16 protein-coding genes and 1 pseudogene are annotated in these 18,967 nt (G+C 74.1%); 11 read left to right on the top strand and 6 right to left on the bottom strand.

What is annotated here, in order from left to right; genetic code table 11:
- The 8 genes from asnB (at position 1) to IF61_RS0126960 (ending at position 11,305) form a co-directional block, all read left to right on the top strand.
- A complete protein-coding gene (gene asnB / locus IF61_RS0126995) occupies positions 1 to 1,878 on the top strand; it encodes an asparagine synthase (glutamine-hydrolyzing) (protein WP_030369134.1) in 1,878 nt (625 codons plus the stop codon).
- On the top strand, positions 1,878 to 2,852 hold the full coding sequence (locus IF61_RS0126990; protein WP_030369133.1) for a quinone oxidoreductase family protein: 975 nt from the start codon (positions 1,878 to 1,880) through the stop codon (positions 2,850 to 2,852). The genes asnB and IF61_RS0126990 overlap by 1 nt, the downstream gene beginning before the upstream one ends.
- Before the next feature lie 12 nt (positions 2,853 to 2,864).
- Positions 2,865 to 3,743, top strand: a complete 879-nt coding sequence (locus tag IF61_RS0126985) for a DODA-type extradiol aromatic ring-opening family dioxygenase (protein WP_030369132.1) — start codon at positions 2,865 to 2,867, stop codon at positions 3,741 to 3,743.
- A gap of 6 nt (positions 3,744 to 3,749) precedes the next feature.
- Positions 3,750 to 4,295, top strand: coding sequence for a flavin reductase family protein (locus tag IF61_RS0126980; protein ID WP_078660528.1), 546 nt, complete (start codon positions 3,750 to 3,752; stop codon positions 4,293 to 4,295).
- A 50-nt stretch (positions 4,296 to 4,345) separates the two neighbouring features.
- Entirely contained in the window at positions 4,346 to 4,816 is a 471-nt protein-coding gene (locus IF61_RS0126975) for a hypothetical protein (protein ID WP_030369130.1), read from the top strand.
- A gap of 155 nt (positions 4,817 to 4,971) precedes the next feature.
- Complete coding sequence (locus IF61_RS0126970) at positions 4,972 to 6,999, top strand: M6 family metalloprotease domain-containing protein (RefSeq protein WP_052393086.1); 2,028 nt, start codon at positions 4,972 to 4,974, stop codon at positions 6,997 to 6,999.
- A 43-nt stretch (positions 7,000 to 7,042) separates the two neighbouring features.
- On the top strand, positions 7,043 to 10,306 hold the full coding sequence (locus IF61_RS0126965) for a DEAD/DEAH box helicase (protein WP_078660527.1): 3,264 nt from the start codon (positions 7,043 to 7,045) through the stop codon (positions 10,304 to 10,306).
- 132 nt (positions 10,307 to 10,438) lie between these two features.
- Complete coding sequence (locus tag IF61_RS0126960) at positions 10,439 to 11,305, top strand: universal stress protein (protein WP_030369127.1); 867 nt, start codon at positions 10,439 to 10,441, stop codon at positions 11,303 to 11,305.
- 50 nt (positions 11,306 to 11,355) lie between these two features.
- On the opposite strand, the gene bla is transcribed toward IF61_RS0126960, so the two are convergent.
- Positions 11,356 to 12,273: a class A beta-lactamase gene (gene bla, locus IF61_RS0126955; RefSeq protein ID WP_030369126.1), complete on the bottom strand. Its 918-nt coding sequence runs from the start codon at positions 12,271 to 12,273 to the stop codon at positions 11,356 to 11,358.
- A 131-nt stretch (positions 12,274 to 12,404) separates the two neighbouring features.
- Here bla and IF61_RS0126950 point away from each other — a divergent pair, with 131 nt between their 5' ends.
- Positions 12,405 to 12,917 carry a DUF3515 domain-containing protein gene (locus IF61_RS0126950; RefSeq protein ID WP_030369125.1) on the top strand — a complete coding sequence of 171 codons (513 nt, stop codon included), beginning with the start codon at positions 12,405 to 12,407 and terminating at the stop codon, positions 12,915 to 12,917.
- On the opposite strand, the gene IF61_RS0126945 is transcribed toward IF61_RS0126950, so the two are convergent.
- From IF61_RS0126945 to IF61_RS0126925, 5 genes are all read right to left on the bottom strand, one after another.
- A complete protein-coding gene (locus IF61_RS0126945; protein WP_107043143.1) occupies positions 12,886 to 13,395 on the bottom strand; it encodes a S26 family signal peptidase in 510 nt (169 codons plus the stop codon). The genes IF61_RS0126950 and IF61_RS0126945 overlap by 32 nt on opposite strands.
- Positions 13,392 to 15,266, bottom strand: coding sequence for an ABC transporter ATP-binding protein (locus IF61_RS0126940; protein WP_052393085.1), 1,875 nt, complete (start codon positions 15,264 to 15,266; stop codon positions 13,392 to 13,394). Before IF61_RS0126940 ends, IF61_RS0126945 begins: the two co-directional genes overlap by 4 nt.
- On the bottom strand, positions 15,263 to 15,817 hold the full coding sequence (locus IF61_RS0126935) for a TlpA family protein disulfide reductase (RefSeq protein ID WP_030369122.1): 555 nt from the start codon (positions 15,815 to 15,817) through the stop codon (positions 15,263 to 15,265). Before IF61_RS0126935 ends, IF61_RS0126940 begins: the two co-directional genes overlap by 4 nt.
- A 41-nt stretch (positions 15,818 to 15,858) precedes the next feature.
- A complete protein-coding gene (locus IF61_RS0126930; protein ID WP_043190919.1) occupies positions 15,859 to 16,410 on the bottom strand; it encodes a MauE/DoxX family redox-associated membrane protein in 552 nt (183 codons plus the stop codon).
- Between the two features lie 184 nt (positions 16,411 to 16,594).
- Positions 16,595 to 16,792, bottom strand: coding sequence for a hypothetical protein (locus IF61_RS0126925; protein WP_030369120.1), 198 nt, complete (start codon positions 16,790 to 16,792; stop codon positions 16,595 to 16,597).
- Positions 16,793 to 17,629: 837 nt separating this feature from the next.
- Between IF61_RS0126925 and IF61_RS0126920 the strand changes: the two genes are divergently transcribed.
- Together IF61_RS0126920 and IF61_RS0126915 are read left to right on the top strand one after the other, a co-directional pair.
- Entirely contained in the window at positions 17,630 to 18,391 is a 762-nt protein-coding gene (locus IF61_RS0126920) for a PLL family lectin (RefSeq protein ID WP_030369119.1), read from the top strand.
- A 290-nt stretch (positions 18,392 to 18,681) separates the two neighbouring features.
- Positions 18,682 to 18,967 (top strand): annotated as a pseudogene (locus IF61_RS0126915) (N-acetyl-gamma-glutamyl-phosphate reductase); the annotation flags it as partial.

Below are 18,967 nucleotides of genomic sequence, written 5' to 3'. Positions count from 1 at the left end.
ATGTGCGGCATCACCGGATGGACCGGCTTCACCCGCGACCTGACCACCGAACACGCAACCGTCCAGGCCATGACCGGCACGCTCGCCGCCCGCGGGCCCGACGCCGGCGGCGTATGGCTGGACACCCACGCCGCCCTGGGGCACCGGCGGCTGGCCGTCATCGACCTGGAACACGGCACGCAGCCGATGCGCACCCCGGAACAGGGCCGCGGAGACCGGCCGCGCGCCGTCATCTCCTACGGCGGCGAGATCTACAACTTCCGCGAGCTGCGCGAGGAACTCGTCCTGCTCGGGCACCGCTTCGCGACCCGCAGCGACACCGAAGTGGCGCTCCGCGCCTACCTGCAGTGGGGCACGGACTTCGTCCACCGCCTCAACGGCATGTACTCCATCGCCATCTGGGACACCGTCCGCGAAGAGCTGCTGCTCGTCCGCGACCGGCTGGGCGTCAAGCCGCTCTTCTACTACCCGACGGACGACGGGGTCCTCTTCGGCTCCGAGCCCAAGGCGATCCTCGCCAACCCCCTGGCGCGCGCCGAAGCCGGGGCGGAGGAGCTCTGCGACGCCCTGCTCTTCCTGCGCACCCCCGGACACGTCCCCTTCCGCGGCATGCGCGAGGTCAAGCCCGGACACCTCGTGCGGGCCGGCCGCGACGGCATCAAGGAAGAGCGCTACTGGGCGCTGGAGGCCCGCCCGCACACCGACGACCTCTCCACCACCGTCGCCCGCGTCCGCGAGCTGCTCGACGACATCGTCCCCCGGCAGATGACCGCGGACGTCCCCCTCGTCTCGCTGCTCTCCGGCGGCCTCGACTCCAGCACGGTGACCGCCCTCGCGGCACGGGCCCGCGCCGCCGGCGGCGACCGCCTCGCCACCTTCTCCGTCGACTTCACCGGCCACACCGAGAACTTCCGCGCCGACGCCATCCGGCCCACGCCGGACGGCCCGTACGCCCTCGAAGTCGCCCGGCACGCCGGCACCGAGCACCACGCGATCGTCCTCGACCGCGCCCGGCTCCTCGACCCGGCCGTGCGCCGCACCGTCCTCGGCGCCTGGGACCTGCCGTTCAACTTCGCCGACCTCGACGTCTCGCTGTACCTGCTCTTCGCCGCCGTCCGGCAGCACGCCACGGTCGCGCTGTCCGGCGAGGGCGCCGACGAGGTCTTCGGCGGCTACCTGTGGTTCTCCGACCCAAAGGCGCGCCGCGCCGAGACCTTCCCCTGGCTCAAACTGGGCGCCCACCGTGGCCTCGACCCGCGGTCCCTGTTCCACCCGTGGTTCGTGGACGGCATCGACCTCGCGGAATACGAGGCCGACCTCTACCGGACCGCTTTGGCCGAGGTGCCGCGACTGGAGGGCGAAGACACCGAGAACGCTGCGGACCGGCGGACCCGCGAGCTCGGCCACCTCACCCTCACCCGCTGGCTGCCCATCCTCCTCGACAAGAAGGACCGCATGGGCATGGCGAGCGGCCTGGAGGGCCGGGTGCCGTTCTGCGACCACCGCCTCGTCGAGTACGTCTTCAACGTCCCCTGGGAGATGAAGACCTTCAGCGGCCAGGAGAAGGCGCTGCTCCGCGAGGCCGCATCCGACCTGCTGCCGGAATCGGTGCTGCGCCGCAAGAAGGCCGCCTACCCGTCCATCCAGGACCCCGCCTACGACCGGTCCCTCATCACCGGCCTGGCCGCCGCGGCGGGCGACGGGGACGCACCGCTCCACCCGTTCCTCGACGGCGACGCGGTACGGCGGATGACGGCCCGGACCGCGGCCGGAAGCCTGTCCGAATTCGAGCGGATCCTCGTGGAGTCCACGGTCCGGCTCGACGACTGGCTGCGCACGTACGGCGTCGGACTGACCGATGTGAAGGGAGCGCACTGATGCACGCGATCGAGATCCGGGAGACCGGCGGGCCCGAAGTCCAGCTCTACGTCGAGAAGCCCGCCCCCGGGCGGCCCGGCGAAGGACAGATCCTCGTCGAACTCGCCGCGGCCGGAGTGAACTTCATCGACCTGTACCGGCGCGAGGGGCGCTATCCGCTGCCCGTTCCCTGCGTGCCCGGCGAGGAGGGCTCCGGCGTCGTCCTCGCCACCGGCCCCGGAGTCACCCGCTTCAAGACCGGTGACCGGGTCGCCTGGACGACCGTGCTCGGCAGCTACGCGGAGCGGGTGCTCGTGCCCGAGGACAAGGCCGTCGTCGTGCCCGACGCCATCGACCTGCGGACGGCCGGCGGGGTGCTCGTCCACGGCATGACCGCCCACTTCCTCGCCCACGACTCCTACCCGGCCCGCGCGGGCGAGACCGTGCTCGTGCACGCCGCAGCCGGTGGCGTGGGCCTCCTGCTCACCCAGATGCTGACGCGGCGCGGCGCCCGCGTCATCGGCACGGTCTCCACCGAGGAGAAGGAGCGCACCGCCCGCGCCAACGGCTGCGACGAGGTCATCCGCTACACCGAGACCGGCGACCTGGCCGCCGGGGTCCGCGCGCTCACCGGCGGGGAAGGCGTCCACGCGGTCTACGACGGCGTGGGCGCGGCCACCTTCGACGCGAGCCTCGCCTCGCTGCGCACGCGCGGCACGCTGGTCCTCTTCGGCGGGGCGAGCGGCGCGGTGCCGCCCGTCGACGTGATGCGGCTGCTGTGGGGCGGCTCGCTCACCCTGACCCGGCCCTATCTGGAGCACTTCCGGGCCACCGTCGAGGAGTTCGAGGCGCGGGCGGGCGAGGTGTTCCGGGGCCTGCTTGACGGCACGCTCACGTTCACCGTCGCCGGGACGTACCCCCTCGCCGAGGCGCACCGCGCGCACACCGACCTGGCCTCCCGCGCCACGTCCGGAAAGCTCCTCCTCGTCCCGTAAAGGAGACTCGCCATGGGCGACATCGTCGGTGCGGGCCTGCTCTCGCACGCGCCCGCCATCATGTTCCCCGAGCCCGCCCGCACCGAGGCCAACGGAGGCAGCGACTTCACGCTCGCGACCGGCCTGGAACGGCTCCGCCGCGAGGTGACCGACACGGCCGGGTACGACACCGTCGTGGTGTTCGACTCCCACTGGGCCACCACGACCGAAGCGGTGATCACGGCCCATCCGCGCCGCCGGGGCCTGTTCACCTCCGACGAGATGCCGTCGGCGATCAGCCGGCTGCCGTACGACCTGCCCGGCGACCCCGCGCTCGCGCACGCGGTCGCCGGCCTGGCGGCGGAGCGGAAGGTGTGGATCGAGGCCAACGACGAACCGCACCTGCCGATCCATTACGCGACGCTCAACCTCTGGACGTACCTCGGGCGGACCGGCAAGCCGTGGGTGTCCGTCTCCGTCTGCCAGACGGCGACCACCGAGGACTTCCTCAGGATCGGCGAGGTCATGGGGGAGGCGATCGCCGGGCTCGCCGGCCGCCGCGTGCTGCTGCTCGCCTCGGGCGGCCTGTCCCACCGCTTCCGGCCGCTCGGCGAACTGCGCGACCGCATGGCCGGCGACCCGGCCAACATCGTCACCCCCGAGGCCCGGGCCGCGGACGAGCGGCGGATCGCCTGGCTGGAGGCGGGCCGGCACGACGAGGTGATCCGGTCCATGCCGGAGTACCTGCGGTACGCGCCCGAGGCCCGCTTCGGCCACTACCTGATGCTGGCGGGCGCGCTGGGCGGGGAGGCGTGCCGGGCGCGGGGACGGCTGTTCAGCGCGTACGAGAACGGGATCGGCACCGGGCAGGTGCACCTCTGGTTCGACCTGCCGGCCGGCGGGGGGAGGTGACGGGCGTTGATCACCGATGAACGGCTGCTGCGGGCCTGCCTGGGGCACTTCGCCACCGGCGTCACCGTGGTGACGTGCGAGGTCGACGGCGTCCCGCACGGCGCGACCGTCAACGCCTTCACGGCGGTCTCGCTGGACCCGGCGCTGGTCCTGGTCTCGCTCCACCGCCGGAGCAGGGCCGGACGGCACCTCGCCGGCAGGCCGTTCACGGTGAACGTGCTCGGCGAGGACCAGCGGGACCTCGCCGAGCGCTTCGCCGGCCGGCGCACGCAGGCGCCGCCCCGCTGGGCGGCCCGGCCGCCCGCCGGCCTCGCCCCCCGCCTCGCGGGCTCCCTCGCGACGCTCTCCTGCACGCCGTGGGCCGCGTACGACGGGGGAGACCACGTGCTCTTCGTGGGGAGCGTCGAGGAGGCCGAGTACCGCGAGGGCGGCCGGCCGCTGGTCTTCTACGAAGGGGAGTTCCGGGGGCTGCAGGCCCTGGGTAGGACCGGAATCATTGCCTCCGGTCCCGTGCGGCGCCCCTGGGCCGTCGAACCGTCAGACCGCCGTTAGAATGCGGCGTTTGTTCGATTCGTTGGCGTGATGAACCGTGGGGGGACCACATGAGGGCGAGACTGAGAGAGACCGCGGAAGAGCTGGCCGGGCTGCTGTGGCGCGAGTACATCGTCTACCGGGACCGGGCCGGGGAGGTGGTCATCCGCGGCGAGCACGTGCAGCGGTGGATCAGCCTCGCCCCCGCGGGCGGCAGCGACGAGGTCCTCGTCCGCGCGGGCCGCATCCTGGACGGCGGGACCACCGCCCCGGCGCGCTCGGAGACCGTCGTACCGCTGTCGGCGGGCATGGGCGACCTCGCCGCGGCCTGCCGCCGGCTCCTCGCCGAGACCGCCGCCGCTCCCGCGCCCCGCGACCCGGGTGCGGCGAGGGGCGGTCGCGCTGAGAAGACCGCGAAGGCCGCGAAGGCGCGGCACGGGCGCAAGGGCCGCCACACGGGCCTCGGGTCCTGGGTGGTGATCGCCTGTGTCCTGGGCGTGGTCGGTCTCTGCGCCTACCGGATCGTGGTGCACGGCGGCTGAACGCGGGCGGCCGGGCGCGCCGCGCGCCACCGGGGTCACGTACGCGCTCTGGCGTCGCACCTGGCCCCGGCCCTACCGTGGCCCCGGTAGGCACGCTTGCACGACATGGCTTGTCATGGACCTGGCATATCGCACTCACTCCTGAGAGGTGAGCCGTGTTCCTGCGCCGCAGACGCGTCCGCCGGCTGCGCCGGCTCGGCGTCGTCGCCCTGCTCCTCGGCGTCGTGGCCGCCGTCGCCGCCGGGCCCGCCCGGGCGACGCCCGACGCCGCTTCCCGGGGCCCGCTGCCCCTCGTCCGGCCGATCGATCCGCAGCACTGGCGCAACCCCGACGACATGACCTGGGCCGAGTACCGCTCCGTGCCCGGAACGGACTGGGCGAACCCCGGCCGCACGCCCACGCAGCGCAAGTTCAAGGGCGCGCTCGTGCTCCTGGACTACGCCGACGAGGAGTTCTCGGTCACGAAGCCCGCCGGAGCCGCCAAGTTCGGCAACCCGCTGCCCAGCGCGTCCGGCATCCCGCGCGCGCAGGTGCCGCAGTTCTACGAGGACTTCCTCAACAAGCCCGGCGCGCTCAACCACGGGCACACCATCAACGAGTACTGGATGGAGGACTCCGGGGGCCGCTTCGGCGTCGGCCTGACCGCCTTCGGCGTCTACCGCATGCCGGGGAAGTCCCACCAGTACGGCATCGAGCCCGGCATGAACCCCGGCGCCTGCCCCGTGGGCGACACCTGCGGCAAGGACATCCGCGCCGACGGCAAGCGGGCCTGGACCGCCGACGTGGGCGCCGGCAAAACACGCGAGTTCGACTTCGTCTTCTACCTGACCGCCGGCGTCGACGAGTCCTCCGCCTGGCAGGAGTTCGGGCAGATGAAGTTCCGGTCCGCGCAGGACGTGCCGGCCGCCTGGGGACCGCCCTCGCCCATCGCCTCCGGCCTCAACGCCGCGCAGACCCGCTACGTGCCGTGGACGTCCTGGCAGGCGGCCGCCCGCATCTGGCCCAACGCCGCGGACGGCTCCTCCACCCAGGCCGAGAGCTCCGGCATGGCCACCTTCGCCCACGAGCTCAGCCACATCCTGGGCATCGGCGACAACTACAACAACCCCTACGGGACACCGCTCAGCCGCTCCTACACCGGCATCTGGGGCATGCTCTCGCGCGGCTCCTTCAACGGCCCCGGCGGACCGCACACCCGCTGGCAGATACCCGCCACCGCCGGCGGCTCCATGGGCGCCCAGCACGTCCTGCGGGACAAGCTCAAACTCGGCATCGTCGACGAGAAGAACGTCCTGCGCCTCGACCGCGACGCCCTCAAGGACTCCGGCCCCGTCGTCGCCCGCGTCACCGCCCGCTCCGCCCCGCCCGGCGAGAAGGGGCTGACCGGCGTCAACATCACCATGGGCCGCGACCTGTCCCCGGCGTGCGACCGCACCACCGACCCGCTCTGCGACGGCGGCGGCTACGACAACTACACCGTCGAGGTCGTCGACCGCATGGGCGCCGACTCGTTCACCCCGGACAACGGCGTCCTCCTCAGCAAGACCAAGAACGCGGACCGGGCCCCCTTCGCGTGGGTGGTCGACGCCCACCCCGAGGACATCCGCCTGACCGACTTCACCCGTCCTGACGGCACCCCTCAGAAGATCACCATCGGGGACTACCGGCAGCTCAGCGACGCCCTCTTCCACGCGGGGGCCGACTCCGGCAGCTCGTACGAGTACGTCGACGAGGCCAACCGGCTGCACTTCTACGTCCTGAACGTGCAGCGCGACGCCACCGGCGTCCTCTCCTACGACATCGGCGTCAAGTCCCTCGACGGGTCGGGGCCGCAGGCCCGCGGACTCGCCCTCGGCAAGGGCACGGTGAAGAGCGGGCCCGCCCGGGGCCGGGCCGTGTGCACCTTCGACCTCGCCAACACCGGGAAGGCCGCGCCGCAGAGCGACCCCCGCCTGTCGTCCGACGTCTACCGCCTGTCCGCCACCGCCTCGGGCCGCGGCTGGTCCGCCTGGCTCCCCAACCGCCTCACCACCGCCGCCTCCGGCACCTCGGTCCCCGTCGATGTCGCCGTCGCCTCCAAGCCGGGCGCCGACCGCAAGGGCACCGTCACCCTGACCGCGCGCTCGGAGAGCGATCCCGGCAAGACCGCCGAGGCCACGTGCTCGCTGCCGAAGGGGAGGTGATCGTTCCGCCCCCGGAGCCGCGGCCCTCTGAGACAGTTGCGGAATGCACGGTGACGTTGACGATGCGCAAGCGGTGACGGCCGGCGGTACGGAGACCGGGCCGACCGTCGTGGAACTGGTGCGGGAACGGTGGGGCACCCGGCTGACCGGGACGCTTCTTCCCCGGTTCCTGGAACCCGGCTGGAGCTACCAGGAGCAGGTGCCCCGCACGTGCCCCGTCTGCGAACGTGCGCTCCACGCGCTGCGCAAACCGTACGAGTCCCAGGGCCGTGTCTACCGCTACGTCGCCGTCGTCTGCCCCTCCTGCCCCGCCGCGTACACCCTGGCCGACCTCGGGGTGAAGACCTACGACAAGCTGTGCGCGCCGCGGCGGGCGGCGACGGCTTCGGGGCCGTCGCCCGCGGCCGAGCCCGTCGCGCTCTCCGCCGTCCTGGAGCGGATGGGCCTCGGGCCCTGTCGCGCCGGAGCCGGAGCCGGAGCTGGCGTCACGGCGATCCGGGTGCCGCGCTCCGCCGCCCCTGCCGTCCCCCTGCGTCCCGCCGCCCTCACGCGGCAGCCGCGGCCCGCCTGGCCCGAGGACCTGCCGCTGCCCGCGGAGGAGGAGAAGCGCCGCCTGCTGTGGTGCAAGGTCACCGACCCGGCCTGGCGGCCCGCCGCGGCGGCCGTGGCGGCGGCCGAGGACGTCCGGGTCATCGTCCCCGACACCCCCGCGTTCGACGCCCTGCGCGAGGAGCTCGCGGCGCAGGGCATACCCTGCCGCAGCGTCCGCCACTGGCAGGAGAGCGAACAGGTCGGCACCATCGGAGACTTGGGGAGCCCCACGGACCTGGTCGCCCACCCGGCGCGGGACGCGGCCCCCGTGGCCGGCCCCGGCGCCCACGCCGCCCGCGACGCCTTCGCGGCCCAGTGGGACGCCCTGGAGGAGCTCCCGTCCGGCGACCCCGACGCGTACGTGCCGGTGACCGACCTCGTCCCGCAGCCCTGGGCCGGGCTCCTGAGCCACCCGTCCTTCAACCCGGCCCAGGCCGCGGCCGTCCCGGCCGTTCTCGACGGGGACGACCACCTGGTCGTCGTCGCCCCCACCGGAGCCGGCAAGACGCCCGTCGGCATGGTCGCCGCCCTGCACGCCCACCACCGCGGCCGCAAGGCGGCCTGGCTCGTGCCGCAGCGCTCCCTGACCGACGAGCTCGACCGCGAACTGGAGACGTGGCGCCGCAACGGCCTCGAAGTGGTCCGGCTCACCGGCGAGTCCGCCGTCGACGCCGAGCTCGTCCGCAAGGCGGACGTCTGGATCGCCACCACCGAGAAGTTCGAGGCGATCTGCCGCGCCGGCTCGCTGCGCGACGCCCTCGCCGAGGTCGGCTGCCTGGTCGTGGACGAGATCCACCTGCTCGGCGACCCCACGCGCGGCCCCGTCCTCGAAGCCCTCCTCGCGCGCGTACGCGAGGACAGCGGGCAGGTGCGCATCGTCGGCCTCTCCGCCACGGTCGCCAACGCGGACGAGGTCGCCGCATGGCTCGGCGCGCGTCTGATCCGCACCCCCTGGCGGCCCACGCGCCTGACCTGGCAGATCCCCGTCCTCCCCGCCGCGCCCGACGCCGACTGGTCCGCACGGTCGGCCTCGCGCACGGAGACCGCCGTACGCCTCGCCCGTACCGTCACCGGCGAAGGCGGCAGCGTGCTGGTCTTCTGCGGCAGCAAACGGGGCGTACGGGCGACCGCGCTCGCCCTCGCCGCGGACCGCGGCGTGCCCACCGCCGGAGCCGACGCGGACGACGCCGAACTCGTCGAGCGGCTCTGCTCCGAGGCCGGGGTGCGGCTGCACTACCGCGACTGGCCGTACAAGCGCGAGGCCGAACACGCCTTCCGCACCCGGCAGGCCGACGTCCTCGTGGCCACCTCCACCGTCGCCGCGGGGGTCAACCTCCCCGCCCGGACCGTCGTCGTGCGCGACACGCAGATCGGGCTCGACCGCATCGAAGTGTCCATGGTCCAGCAGATGTTCGGGCGCGCCGGCCGCGTCGGCGCGGGCGAGCGCGAGGGCTGGGCCTTCCTGCTCGCCGACGGGGCGGAGCGCGCCGAGTGGCAGGCCCGGCTGGCCGCCGGCTACACCGTCCGCTCCCGCATCCGCGACCGCCTGCCCGACCACCTGCTCGCCGAGGCCGTCCAGGGCCGCCTGCGCACCCTGCCGCAGGCGGAGGCCTGGTGGACGCGGACCCTCGCCTTCCACCAGGGCCAGGAGAGCTTCGACTCCCTCCACGACGCCGTGGACTTCCTCGCGGACTCCCGCTTCCTGCGCCGCACCCCCGGCCCCGAGGGCGACGACGCCCCCGCGCTCCTCGTGCCGACCGAACTCGGCAAGCTCACCAGCCGCTTCATGGTCGACTCCGACCTCGCGGACACCCTCACGAGCGCCCTGCGCGGCCTCCCCGTCCCGCAGGACCCCGACACCGCCGAGGACATGCTGGCCACCCTGCTGAGCGCCGTCCTGCCCGTCCTGGAACAGGCCCCCTTCACCGAACGGGCCCGCGCCGCACTGCTGCGGGTCCTGCGCACCGGTGGCCGCACCGATCAGCTCGACGGGACGGGCCCGCAGGACGACGGCGCCAAGCCCGCGGCCGGCGACCTGTCCCGCGCCGTCCTGCTCCTGGTCGCCCACAGCCCGCACGCCTTCCGCACGCGCAGCGCCTACGTGCTCGGCATCCCCCTGGAGAGCATGACGAACATCCTGGACGAGGCCGAGCGCTACCTCGCCTGGCTCGGCGCCCAGGGCCCGCTCGGCAGCGTCCACCCGTGGGCGGCCGTCGCCGCCTTTGACCTCGCTGCCCGCATCCGCTGGCGGACGCTCGGGCCCCCGCGCGGCGCCGGGCGGCTGCTGTGGATGTGCGAGCAGATGGCCACGCCGCCGCCGGCCCGCCGCCTCGTACCGCAGATGTGGCGCGCCGCCCGGGACCGCGGCGTCGACGCCCCCGACTGGCCGGGCACCACCCCGCCCGCGTCCTGCATGCTCTCCGCGGACCGCTACCGCGCCCTCCTCGCCGACCGGGCCACGGGCACGGTCTTCACCGAGGAGCCCGGCGGCGACGCCGTGCACGTGCTCGCGCCGCCCGGCGCGGTTGTGCGCGCCTGGAACGGGAAGACGACCACGGAGCACTTCTCCGACGGCAGCCCGGCCGAGGTCGCGCGCCCGCAGGACCGCTCCCCGGACGCCGCGGGCCTCGGAGCGGTCGTCTTCACGCGGGGCGACCGGCTGGCCCTGGGCTGGGCGGCGGCGTACAACGCGATCGGGGCCCGTAGCGTCGTCTGACCCGGCCGGCGCCACGAGTCCAGCTGGAGTCACTCGTCCGTGTGGCCGGCCCCTGCGGCCCCCGCCCCGGGGGCGGCCACGGCCGGACAGTGGCCACAAGGAGAAGACTTCCCCGCGCACCATGGAGGCCCTGTGTCCGGCGTGATCACCGTTGGTGTGGACGGCAGCGAGCACGGCAGTGCCGCGGCGGACTGGGCGGCGGCCGAGGCCGTGCGCCGGGGCATGGAGCTGCGCCTCGTCCACGCCTGGACCCAGCAGCCCCTGGACCTCCCGGTCACCGTGGACACCGAGGCGCAGCAGCGCTGGGCCGGGGACCTGCTGCGCGAGACCCGGGCCCGGGTGACGGGGCGTCACCCAGACCTTCCGGTCACGGCCCGGCTGCTGCACGCCGACCCGGTGCCCGCGCTCGTGGCCGAGTCCGCCGAGGCGGACGTGCTCGTCCTCGGCTCGCGCGGCCACGGGGCGTTCGTCGGGTACCTGATCGGTTCCATCGCCCTGCACGTGCTGCGGCAGGCCAAGGGGCCGGTCGTCCTCGTCCGCAGCCCCGAGCAGGGGCAGGAGCAGGTGGGGGAGGCCGGCGAGGTGCTGGCCGGTGTGGGCGAGGAGCCGGACGGAGTCCTGGGGTTCGCCTTCGGGGCCGCCGCCGCGCGCGGGGCCGGACTGCGGGCTGTACGCGCCTGGTCGCTGCCCCCGGTCGTCGACTGGGGGCCCGGCTCCATGCGGCTGGCCGACGAGACCGGCGGGCTCGCCGCGCTCGAACAGAAGCGGCTGGGCGACGCGCTGGAGCCGTGGCGCGCCCGCCATCCGCAGGTCGAGGTCGCCGAGCAGGTGGAGATGGGGAGCGCGGCGCAGGTGCTGCTGTCCTCCTGCGGGAGCGCCGCCCTCATGGTCGTCGGGCGCCATGCGTCCGGCCCGCACGGCCTGCCGCGCATCGGTCACGTGGCCCACGCGGTCCTGCACCACGCACCGTGCCCCGTGGCGGTGGTGCCGCACCCCTGACGGGCCGGTGGAAGTGCCGGCCCGTCAGAAGCCGCTTGCGGAAGGGAGGATCAGCCGAGCGCCGACGCCAGGATCTTCGCCGTCCCGGCGACGAGGGCGTCGTCCCCCTTCGCCGTGGCCTCGTGCTTGGTCGTGAGGATGGACATGACGACCGGCGCCCCCTTCGGGGACCAGGTGACGGCCACGTCGTTGTTGGTGCCGTACGAGCCGGCGCCGGTCTTGTCCGCGACGGTCCAGCCCGCGGGGATGCCCTTCCGGATCCTCTGGTCGCTGGTCGTGTTGGCGAGCAGCCAGCCGGTCAGCCGCTTGCGGTCCTCGGGGGCGAGGGCGTTGCCCAGGACGAGGTGCGCGTAGGTGCGGCCTATGGCCCGGGGGGTGGTGGTGTCGGTGATGCGGTCCGGCTCCGCCGAGTTCAGTGCGGGCTCCCACCGGTCGAGGCGGGTCTTCCCGTCCCCGATCGAGCGGCAGAAGCGGGTGACGGCGTCGGGGCCGCCCAGTTCGCGCAGGAGGAGGTTGGCCGCGCCGTTGTCGCTGTAGGAGACGGCCGCGGCGCACAGCTCCTCGACGGTCATGCCGCCCGCGACGTGCTCATCCGTGCCCGTGATCTTGTCGTAGCCCGAGTCCTCGACCTCCTTCTTGGTGTAGTGGATGCGCTTGGCGAGGAACTCGCCCTTGCGGTCGAGGTCCCGCAGGACGGCGGCGACGGCGAGCGTCTTGAACGTCGAGCACATCGGGAAGAGCTCGTCGGCCCGGTGGGCCACCGTCCTGCCCGTCACCGTGTTGTGGGCGAACACCCCGAGCCGGGCGGAGTGCTCCTGCTCCAGCTCGCGCAGCCGGCCGGAGATCCGGTCCCCGCCGGGCGTCGCCGCGCGGGCCGTCCCGCCGGTGGCCATGGCGGCGGCCAGGGCCGTGCCGGCGCCGAGGGTGAGGACCGTGCGGCGGGAGGGACGTGCGCCTGTGCGTTCCAAGATCGTATTCTCCTTGCGTCTCGTCCTGTGTGATCTTGACGCTATGTACTACGCCCTCAATGGGCCGACTGGTTCCACTTGAGTGCGATCGGGCCTCATTTGTGCTTACGGCGCCCCCGTATGATCATCCGGTGAAGACCTGGCCCCGCCGGTTACGCGCCCTGCCCGCCGCCGCGGCGCTCCTCGCCCTCGCCGGATCGGCCTCGACGGGCGGCGCCGCGGCCCGCGCCGTGCCCCGGCCGCCGGCGCAGGAGGCCGCCCACTGCCGTGCCCTGCACACGGAACTGCCCGCCACCGTGGCGGGCCTGGAGCGGGGCACGCCCCGGCCCGTATCGGAGTTCACCGCGCAGTGGGGCGCACCGGCGGTCGTCCTGCGCTGCGGTGTGCCCCGGCCCGAGGCGCTCACGTACGGCTCCAAGAGCTACGACCGCTATGCGCCCGCGTGGGACATCGGCGGCATCGAGTGGTTCGCGGAGCCGCAGTCCGACGGTGGCGTCCGCTTTCTCGCCACGCACCGCGCCGCATGGGTCGAGGTGACCCTGCCGAAGGAGTACGCGGGCGGGGGCGGCGACACCGACGGCCCCGCTGTCCTCGCCGAACTCGCCGCCCGCATCAGGAAGACGATCCCCGAGGGCTACGTGTGACGACCGTGCCCAGGACGCGGTCCAGCGGGAAGTAGCCCACGTCCCGGGAGTCGAAGCTGACCCTCCCGTTGTCCCCGAGGAGGACGACCTTCCCCGGCGGCACGCGCTGCTCCGGCGCCGCGGCCAGGGAGCGGACACGGTCGCGGGGGACGGGGTCGCCGGGGAGGGCGGCCACGCGCTTGATGAGCCAGTCGCGGCCGCGGACGCCGGCCGTGCCGGCCCCGGGGCGCACCGGCGGGGCCGGCCAGGTGCCGCCGCCCGCCGGCCGCTCGGCCACCACCACCTGGCCGACGGCCGGGCGCGGGCCGCGCCGTACGAGCACGCGGTCGCCGTCACGGAAGGCCGGCGCCATGCTCGTGCCGCGGACGGTGACCACGACCAGGCCGCGCGCCAGCGATACGGCCGTGCCCAGCGCCAGGCCGGCCGCGACCGCCGCCGCGCGGCGCAGCCGGGGCCGGGGCGCGGGCCCGCCCGTCACCGGGGCTCTCCCGTGAACGTGGGCGCGTTCGCCGGCCCGCCGGCGGGGCCGGCCTCCTCGCCGGGCCGGTAGCCGGCGGCCTGGAGGGCGAACAGGCGGGCGTAGCGGCCGCCGGAGCCGATGAGCTCGGCGTGCGGGCCCTGTTCGACGACGCGGCCGTCCTCCAGGACGGCGATGACGTCCGCGTCGCGCACCGCGCCGAGGCGGTGGGAGATGAGGAGGCTGGTCCGCTCGCCGCGGTGCTGCCGCAGCGCGGTGTGGATCTCGTGTTCCGCCTCGGCGTCGAGCCCGGCCGAGGGCTCGTCGAGGATCATCAGGTCGCGCCGGTCCCGGAGGAACGCGCGGGCGAGCGCGAGCCGCTGCCGCTGCCCGCCGGAGAGGACCACACCGGTCTCCGGGTTGTCCTTGTCGGCCTCCATGAAGAATCTCCGCGACAGCAGCGTGTCGTACCCGTGGGGCAGGGCCGCGACCTTGGCGTGGATGCCGGCGCGCTCCGCCGCCGCCTCGACGCGCGGACGGTCGCCGAGTGCGGTGAGGTCGCCGAGGGAGATGTTTTCCGCGGCCGTCATGTCGTAGTGCATGTAGTCCTGGAACACCGCGCCGATGCGCCGCCGCAGTGCGGCGACGTCGACGGTGCGGATGTCCACGCCGTCCCACAGGATCGCGCCCCGCTCGGGGTCGTAGAAGCGGCACAACAGCTTCACCAGGGTGGACTTGCCGGCGCCGTTCAGCCCGACCAGGGCGAGCGCCCGGCCGTGCTGCAGGCGCAGGCAGGCGCCGCGCAGTACCCACGGGTGCTCGGGGGAGTAGCGGAACCACACGTCGCGCAGTTCGATGCCGCGGGCCAGCGGCGGCAGCGCGGCGGGCGCGGCGGGCACGGGCAGGTCCGGCCCGGCGCCCGCGACCGCGAGGTAGTGGTCGAACATCAGCAGCGCCTGGTGCGAGCGGGCCACCTCGCTCGCCAGCGTGGCCAGCGCGCCCTGGATGCCGGCGACCGCGGCCACGAACATGACGACGTCGCCGGCCGACAGGGTGCCCGCGTGCGCGGCGCCCACCGCCCACAGCAGGCCGCCGCCCGAGACGAGCGCGGCCAGCAGCCCGAGCCCCGACTGCACGAGGGCCTCCCGCCGGTCGACCGCGCGCTTCGCCGCGTCGGCCGTGCGCCGGTCGGCCAGCATCCGCCCCCGCAGGAACGCGCCGGTGCCGAACAGCCGGATCTCCTTGGCGGCTTCGACGCTCGACAGCAGCTCGCTGTAGAACATCTGCCGCCGCTCCACGGGCCCGATGTCCCAGAGGGTGCGCGCCTTGCGGCGCGCCATGGCGACCTCGGACACCAGGGTCGGCACGGCGGCGCCCAGGACCAGGGCGGTCATCCACGGGCTGAGCAGCGACAGGGAGCCGAGGAAGCCGCCGATGGTGATGGCGCTGCGGGCGATGCCGACGGCGCCGTCGACGGCCTGGTTGGGTGTGCCGCCGCCGGAGCTCTGCGCGAGCCGGAGCCGGTCCAGGAAGCGCGGGTCCTCGAAGCGCCCCAGGCCGTTGAAGCCCTCCACGGCCGTGAACAGCCGGTCGTCGGCGAGGAGCCCGACCCTGCGGTCGAGTTCGCGCCGCAGGTACTGGCTGCTCTGGGGCGCCACGGCGATGACGACCCCGGCCGCGGCGAGCCCGGCCGCCAGGCCCGCGAGCGCGCCGAAGGAGGCGCCCGAGCCCAGCCCGTCGAGCAGCAGCTTGGTCAGCCAGGCGGTGACCACGGGCAGGGCGCCGGCCACCAGGGTCAGCGCCAGATAGCACCCGAGCGCCGCGGGCGCCGCGCTCGCGACCAGCGCGGCGGCCGCGGCGGTGCGCCGGGCCGTGGCCGGGAGCCCGCTCATGCCGCCACGACGGGCACATCCAGGTTCACGCTGTTGCGCGCGATCACGGGCCTGCCCGCGCCGTCCATCGTGACCTGCAGCAGCGTCGGGAAGCCGAAGACCTGGAACGCGTCGGTCAGGGCCAGGTCGGTGTCCTGCACCACGACGCGGGCGACCTCGCTCAGCCCGGCGACCTGCCCCTTGGTGCGCTCGGGCGTGCCGACCACCACGGCCAGCACCTGCTTCCGGCCGCCGGGCACCGTCCGCGCGTACTCCGCGAACTTCGGCAGCATCTCGTGGCACGGGCCGCAGCTGGGGGAGAAGAACGCCACCAGGGTGTCGCCGGACAGCGACTCGCGGGTCAGCGCCTCGCCGTCGACGCAGACGGCGCTGAACTCGCCGACCTCCTCGCCGACCTTGATGACGGGCGGTCTGCCGGGAGGCGAGCCCTCGGCCGCCTTGGCCAGCAGCGCGGTGTGTTCCCGCAACCGCTTGATCACCCCCAGGGTGAGGAGAAGGTCCAGCGTACAGAGCAGTCCCACCAGGACCACCGCCGCGATCAGGACGGGCATGGGAGTCGTCTCCTCCGGGTTCGCTCGGAATCCGTGTTCGCTCAGGTTCCGTACGGGTGCGTGCGCGCCTCGACGGGCCGGAACAGGTCGAGGATGTCGTCGAGCGCGGCGACCAGCGCGCCCAGGAGCAGGCCGCCGAGCACGGCGACGGCCACCCCGCCCGGGGTGGCCGTGCCGCCCGCGGTCACGGCCGCGGCGCCGGTGACCGCCGCGGCCGTGAGCGCGAGGTTGCGGATGATGTGCCTCGGGCCGAGAGGGGCCTGCGAGGCGCCGAAACACCGGCAGGGCGTCCGCACGCCGCGCCGCACGGAGAGCGCGATGCCGGCGGTGAAGACCGCCAGCAGGCCCGCCGCGATCGCCAGCCCCACGACCGTGGCGGCCGGCACGGGCACGGCGAGGCTCACGCACACCGCGCCTTCGGCCGCCACCACGGCCCGCGCCACCGACCGGGCCGAGCGGAAGGGCACGACCCGCATGCCCGCCACCGAGGACACGAACCGGTCGAAGGCTCTTCGCCCGGTCAGCTTCCCGGCCGACGAGGCGAGGAACACCGCGCCGATCAGGCACTGGATTCCGATGGCCAGACAGCCCATCCGGTTCTCCTCCTCCAGCGTTCGCGTGACGTCCGGTGGTTGCGTGACGTTCCCGGTCGGGGCGTTCGTTCCGGTGTTGCTATCGGGTGTGCTCAGCTCTCGTGATCACTGGCGATCGCGAGCACCGAGGGGTTGCGCGTACTGATCGGTCGCGAGCAGTGACGGTCACCAGCCCTGACGGTTGCTAGCACTGACAGACGATCGTCGGGCAGCCGTTGGAGTTGCAGCAGGCCCAGCAGGGGGCGTTGTAGCCGCACTTCCCACTGCACTGCCAGCAGGCGGGGTAGTTGCCGCAGGACAGGAGCTCTGCGGCGGCCGCGTCGATCTCGGGCACGAACTTCCCGAGAAGGCGGCTGCCCAGTTCCGCGAACTTTGCGTACATCGGCACGCTCCTCACGTGGTCGGAACGGGTGGGTCGGTGAACCGGGCCGGCATCCGGTGCTCACGCTGGTCGAGTCTCACGGCGCCGCGGCGGCCCGGACAGTGCAGTTCCGGTCGAGAGGGCGGACGGGCGGGGGCGTCGGGGCAGGTCCGCGGGTGGCGGGAAGCGGCCCTTGCGGGTGCGGCGGGCGAGGGATGCGGGAGTGCGGCCCTGGGGCGGGCGGCCGTACGGGCCCCGCCCGGCACTGCGCGGACCGGCGGATTCCTCCGCCGAAGGTGAATACGTGCCTCCGTACGGCTGCGAGGTCCGCACACTGGCCAGGCCGGTGGCCGTCGCGCTTCTCGCCATCGGTGCAGAACGGGTGAAGGAGCGGTGGAGGTGCTTTCCGGCCTGTGGTTCCCCGATCACGCGCAAGGGACCGACGGCATGGTTCCGTTTCGGGGCGGGGCATGGTAGAGCCCGGCGCCCAGACGCGGTTCAGGACTTCGTGGCCGCCCTCGCCCCCCGCGGGGCGGTCGGCGGCGGACCGCATGTCGACGTCCGGCATCCGTTCCTCGTAGGCCGTGCGGGTTTGTTGCGAGCGTGTGGAGGCTGCATTACAGACGCACGTGCCGTTGTCATGCCCCGGTGCGGCGGCTTCCGCCCCGGGAGCCGGGGGCGCGTCGGCCGGTTCAGGCGGTTCCGCCGTAGCGGACGTCCGCGTTCCGAGGTACTGCCGTGCCGCGTGAGCGAGACGCGAACTCGTGTATGAACCGGCCTTGCTGGGGTAGGTGTTGGCTCATGGGGAGAGCCTTCCGGAGAGTCACTCGTGCTGCTGCCGCACTCGCCATCGCCTGTGTGGGAACCTTCGCCGCCGCGCCGGCGGCGCCCGCCGCGCAGAGCGCGGTGACCGCGGGTGCCTGCAGCGTGGACACCGCCGCCCGGGGCATCGCCACGGCCCCGTCCGGAAGCCCGGTCTCCGTGCCGCGCGCGGACGGCCGGGTCGATCAGTTCCAGGTGTTCTACGACTCCACCGCGACGCAAGGGCTGCCGTTCGTGTGGCACCGGGCCCAGGCGGCGCCCGGCGGGTCCTACGGCGCCTGGGAGCGCGTCAGCGCGGGCACGGTCGGCCCCAAGGCGAGCTTCGTGACCGCCGTGGAGAACGCCGCCGGCGGACTGGAGGTCTTCTGGCTCGACCACGGCGGCTTCTGCCACTCCGTGCAGGGGCCGGCGGGCGGGCCGTGGTCCGCTCCGGAGGACTTCGGTCTCCGGCCGTCGCCGTACCACGGCTTCCTCGTCCTGTTCAAAAGGTCGAACGGGACCCTCATAGCCATGGCGTCGTCGGGCAAGCCGGACCGCTCCATGGAGTCGCGCACCCAGCTGAGCTCCGACGGCGTCTGGCGCCCCGCGGACAGCCTGGGCAAGGTCCCCGACGAGCTCGTGGGCCTGAGCCAGCCGGACACCGTCACCGAACTGGCCGACCATCGGCTCAAGGTGACGGCCCGCGAGTGGAACCGCGACCGCTACTGGCAGATCACCGAAGTCGCGCCGAACGACGGCCTGCCGAGCGGCTGGTGGCCCGCGCAGTGGCAGCTCTGCGCGACGCGCGAGTGCGCCTGACGGGCGGGAATCATCCCCGTCGTGCCCTTGCGCGATCTTGCCGGAGAGACGACCGGAGAGACGACTGAAGGGACGAGTCGATCTTCTCGCCCGAGGCAGGTTAGGTTAGCCTAAGCTAAGTCCCGCCTCGGGTGTCGTGACGCACTCCCCGTGACCGCCCTGCCTCCTGCAGGGCGGTGGTAGTGCTGCGCGGAATCCGATGCCGGCCTCGGCCTTTCTCCGGCGGACGGACGCGCGCGCTCTCGCGCCGGTCCGGCCTGCCCCGGCACGGAACGACGCAAGGACGGAACATGGTGCGCACAGCAGTGGCAGGCGCGAGTGGTTACGCGGGCGGTGAGTTGCTGAGGCTGCTGCTGGGGCATCCCGGCGTCGAGATCGGCGCGGTGACGGCCGCCTCCAACGCCGGCCGGCCCGTGGCCGAACTCCAGCCCCACCTCGCCCCGCTGGCCGGGCGGGTCTTCGAGGAGACCACTCCGCACGTGCTCGCCGGGCATGACGTGGTGTTCCTGGCGTTGCCGCACGGTCAGTCGGCGGCGGTGGCTGCTGAGCTGGGTGAGGGCGTGCTGGTGGTGGACT

Origin of the sequence: Streptomyces roseoverticillatus, from assembly GCF_000719265.1 — a bacterium.
Lineage (GTDB): Bacteria > Actinomycetota > Actinomycetes > Streptomycetales > Streptomycetaceae > Streptomyces > Streptomyces roseoverticillatus.
Note: the sequence above shows the minus strand (reverse complement) of the source record. Positions and strands in the feature narration are given on the sequence as shown.

What these genes read in the sequence shown, in the direction of transcription:
- IF61_RS0126940 (WP_052393085.1), bottom strand. Translation starts at nt 15,266, where the DNA reads ATGAGCGGGCTCCCGGCCACGGCCCGGCGCACCGCCGCGGCCGCCGCG.
- asnB (WP_030369134.1), top strand. Translation starts at nt 1, where the DNA reads ATGTGCGGCATCACCGGATGGACCGGCTTCACCCGCGACCTGACCACC.
- IF61_RS0126985 (WP_030369132.1), top strand. Translation starts at nt 2,865, where the DNA reads ATGGGCGACATCGTCGGTGCGGGCCTGCTCTCGCACGCGCCCGCCATC.
- IF61_RS0126990 (WP_030369133.1), top strand. Translation starts at nt 1,878, where the DNA reads ATGCACGCGATCGAGATCCGGGAGACCGGCGGGCCCGAAGTCCAGCTC.
- IF61_RS0126935 (WP_030369122.1), bottom strand. Translation starts at nt 15,817, where the DNA reads ATGCCCGTCCTGATCGCGGCGGTGGTCCTGGTGGGACTGCTCTGTACG.
- IF61_RS0126975 (WP_030369130.1), top strand. Translation starts at nt 4,346, where the DNA reads ATGAGGGCGAGACTGAGAGAGACCGCGGAAGAGCTGGCCGGGCTGCTG.
- IF61_RS0126930 (WP_043190919.1), bottom strand. Translation starts at nt 16,410, where the DNA reads ATGGGCTGTCTGGCCATCGGAATCCAGTGCCTGATCGGCGCGGTGTTC.
- IF61_RS0126925 (WP_030369120.1), bottom strand. Translation starts at nt 16,792, where the DNA reads ATGTACGCAAAGTTCGCGGAACTGGGCAGCCGCCTTCTCGGGAAGTTC.
- IF61_RS0126965 (WP_078660527.1), top strand. Translation starts at nt 7,043, where the DNA reads ATGCACGGTGACGTTGACGATGCGCAAGCGGTGACGGCCGGCGGTACG.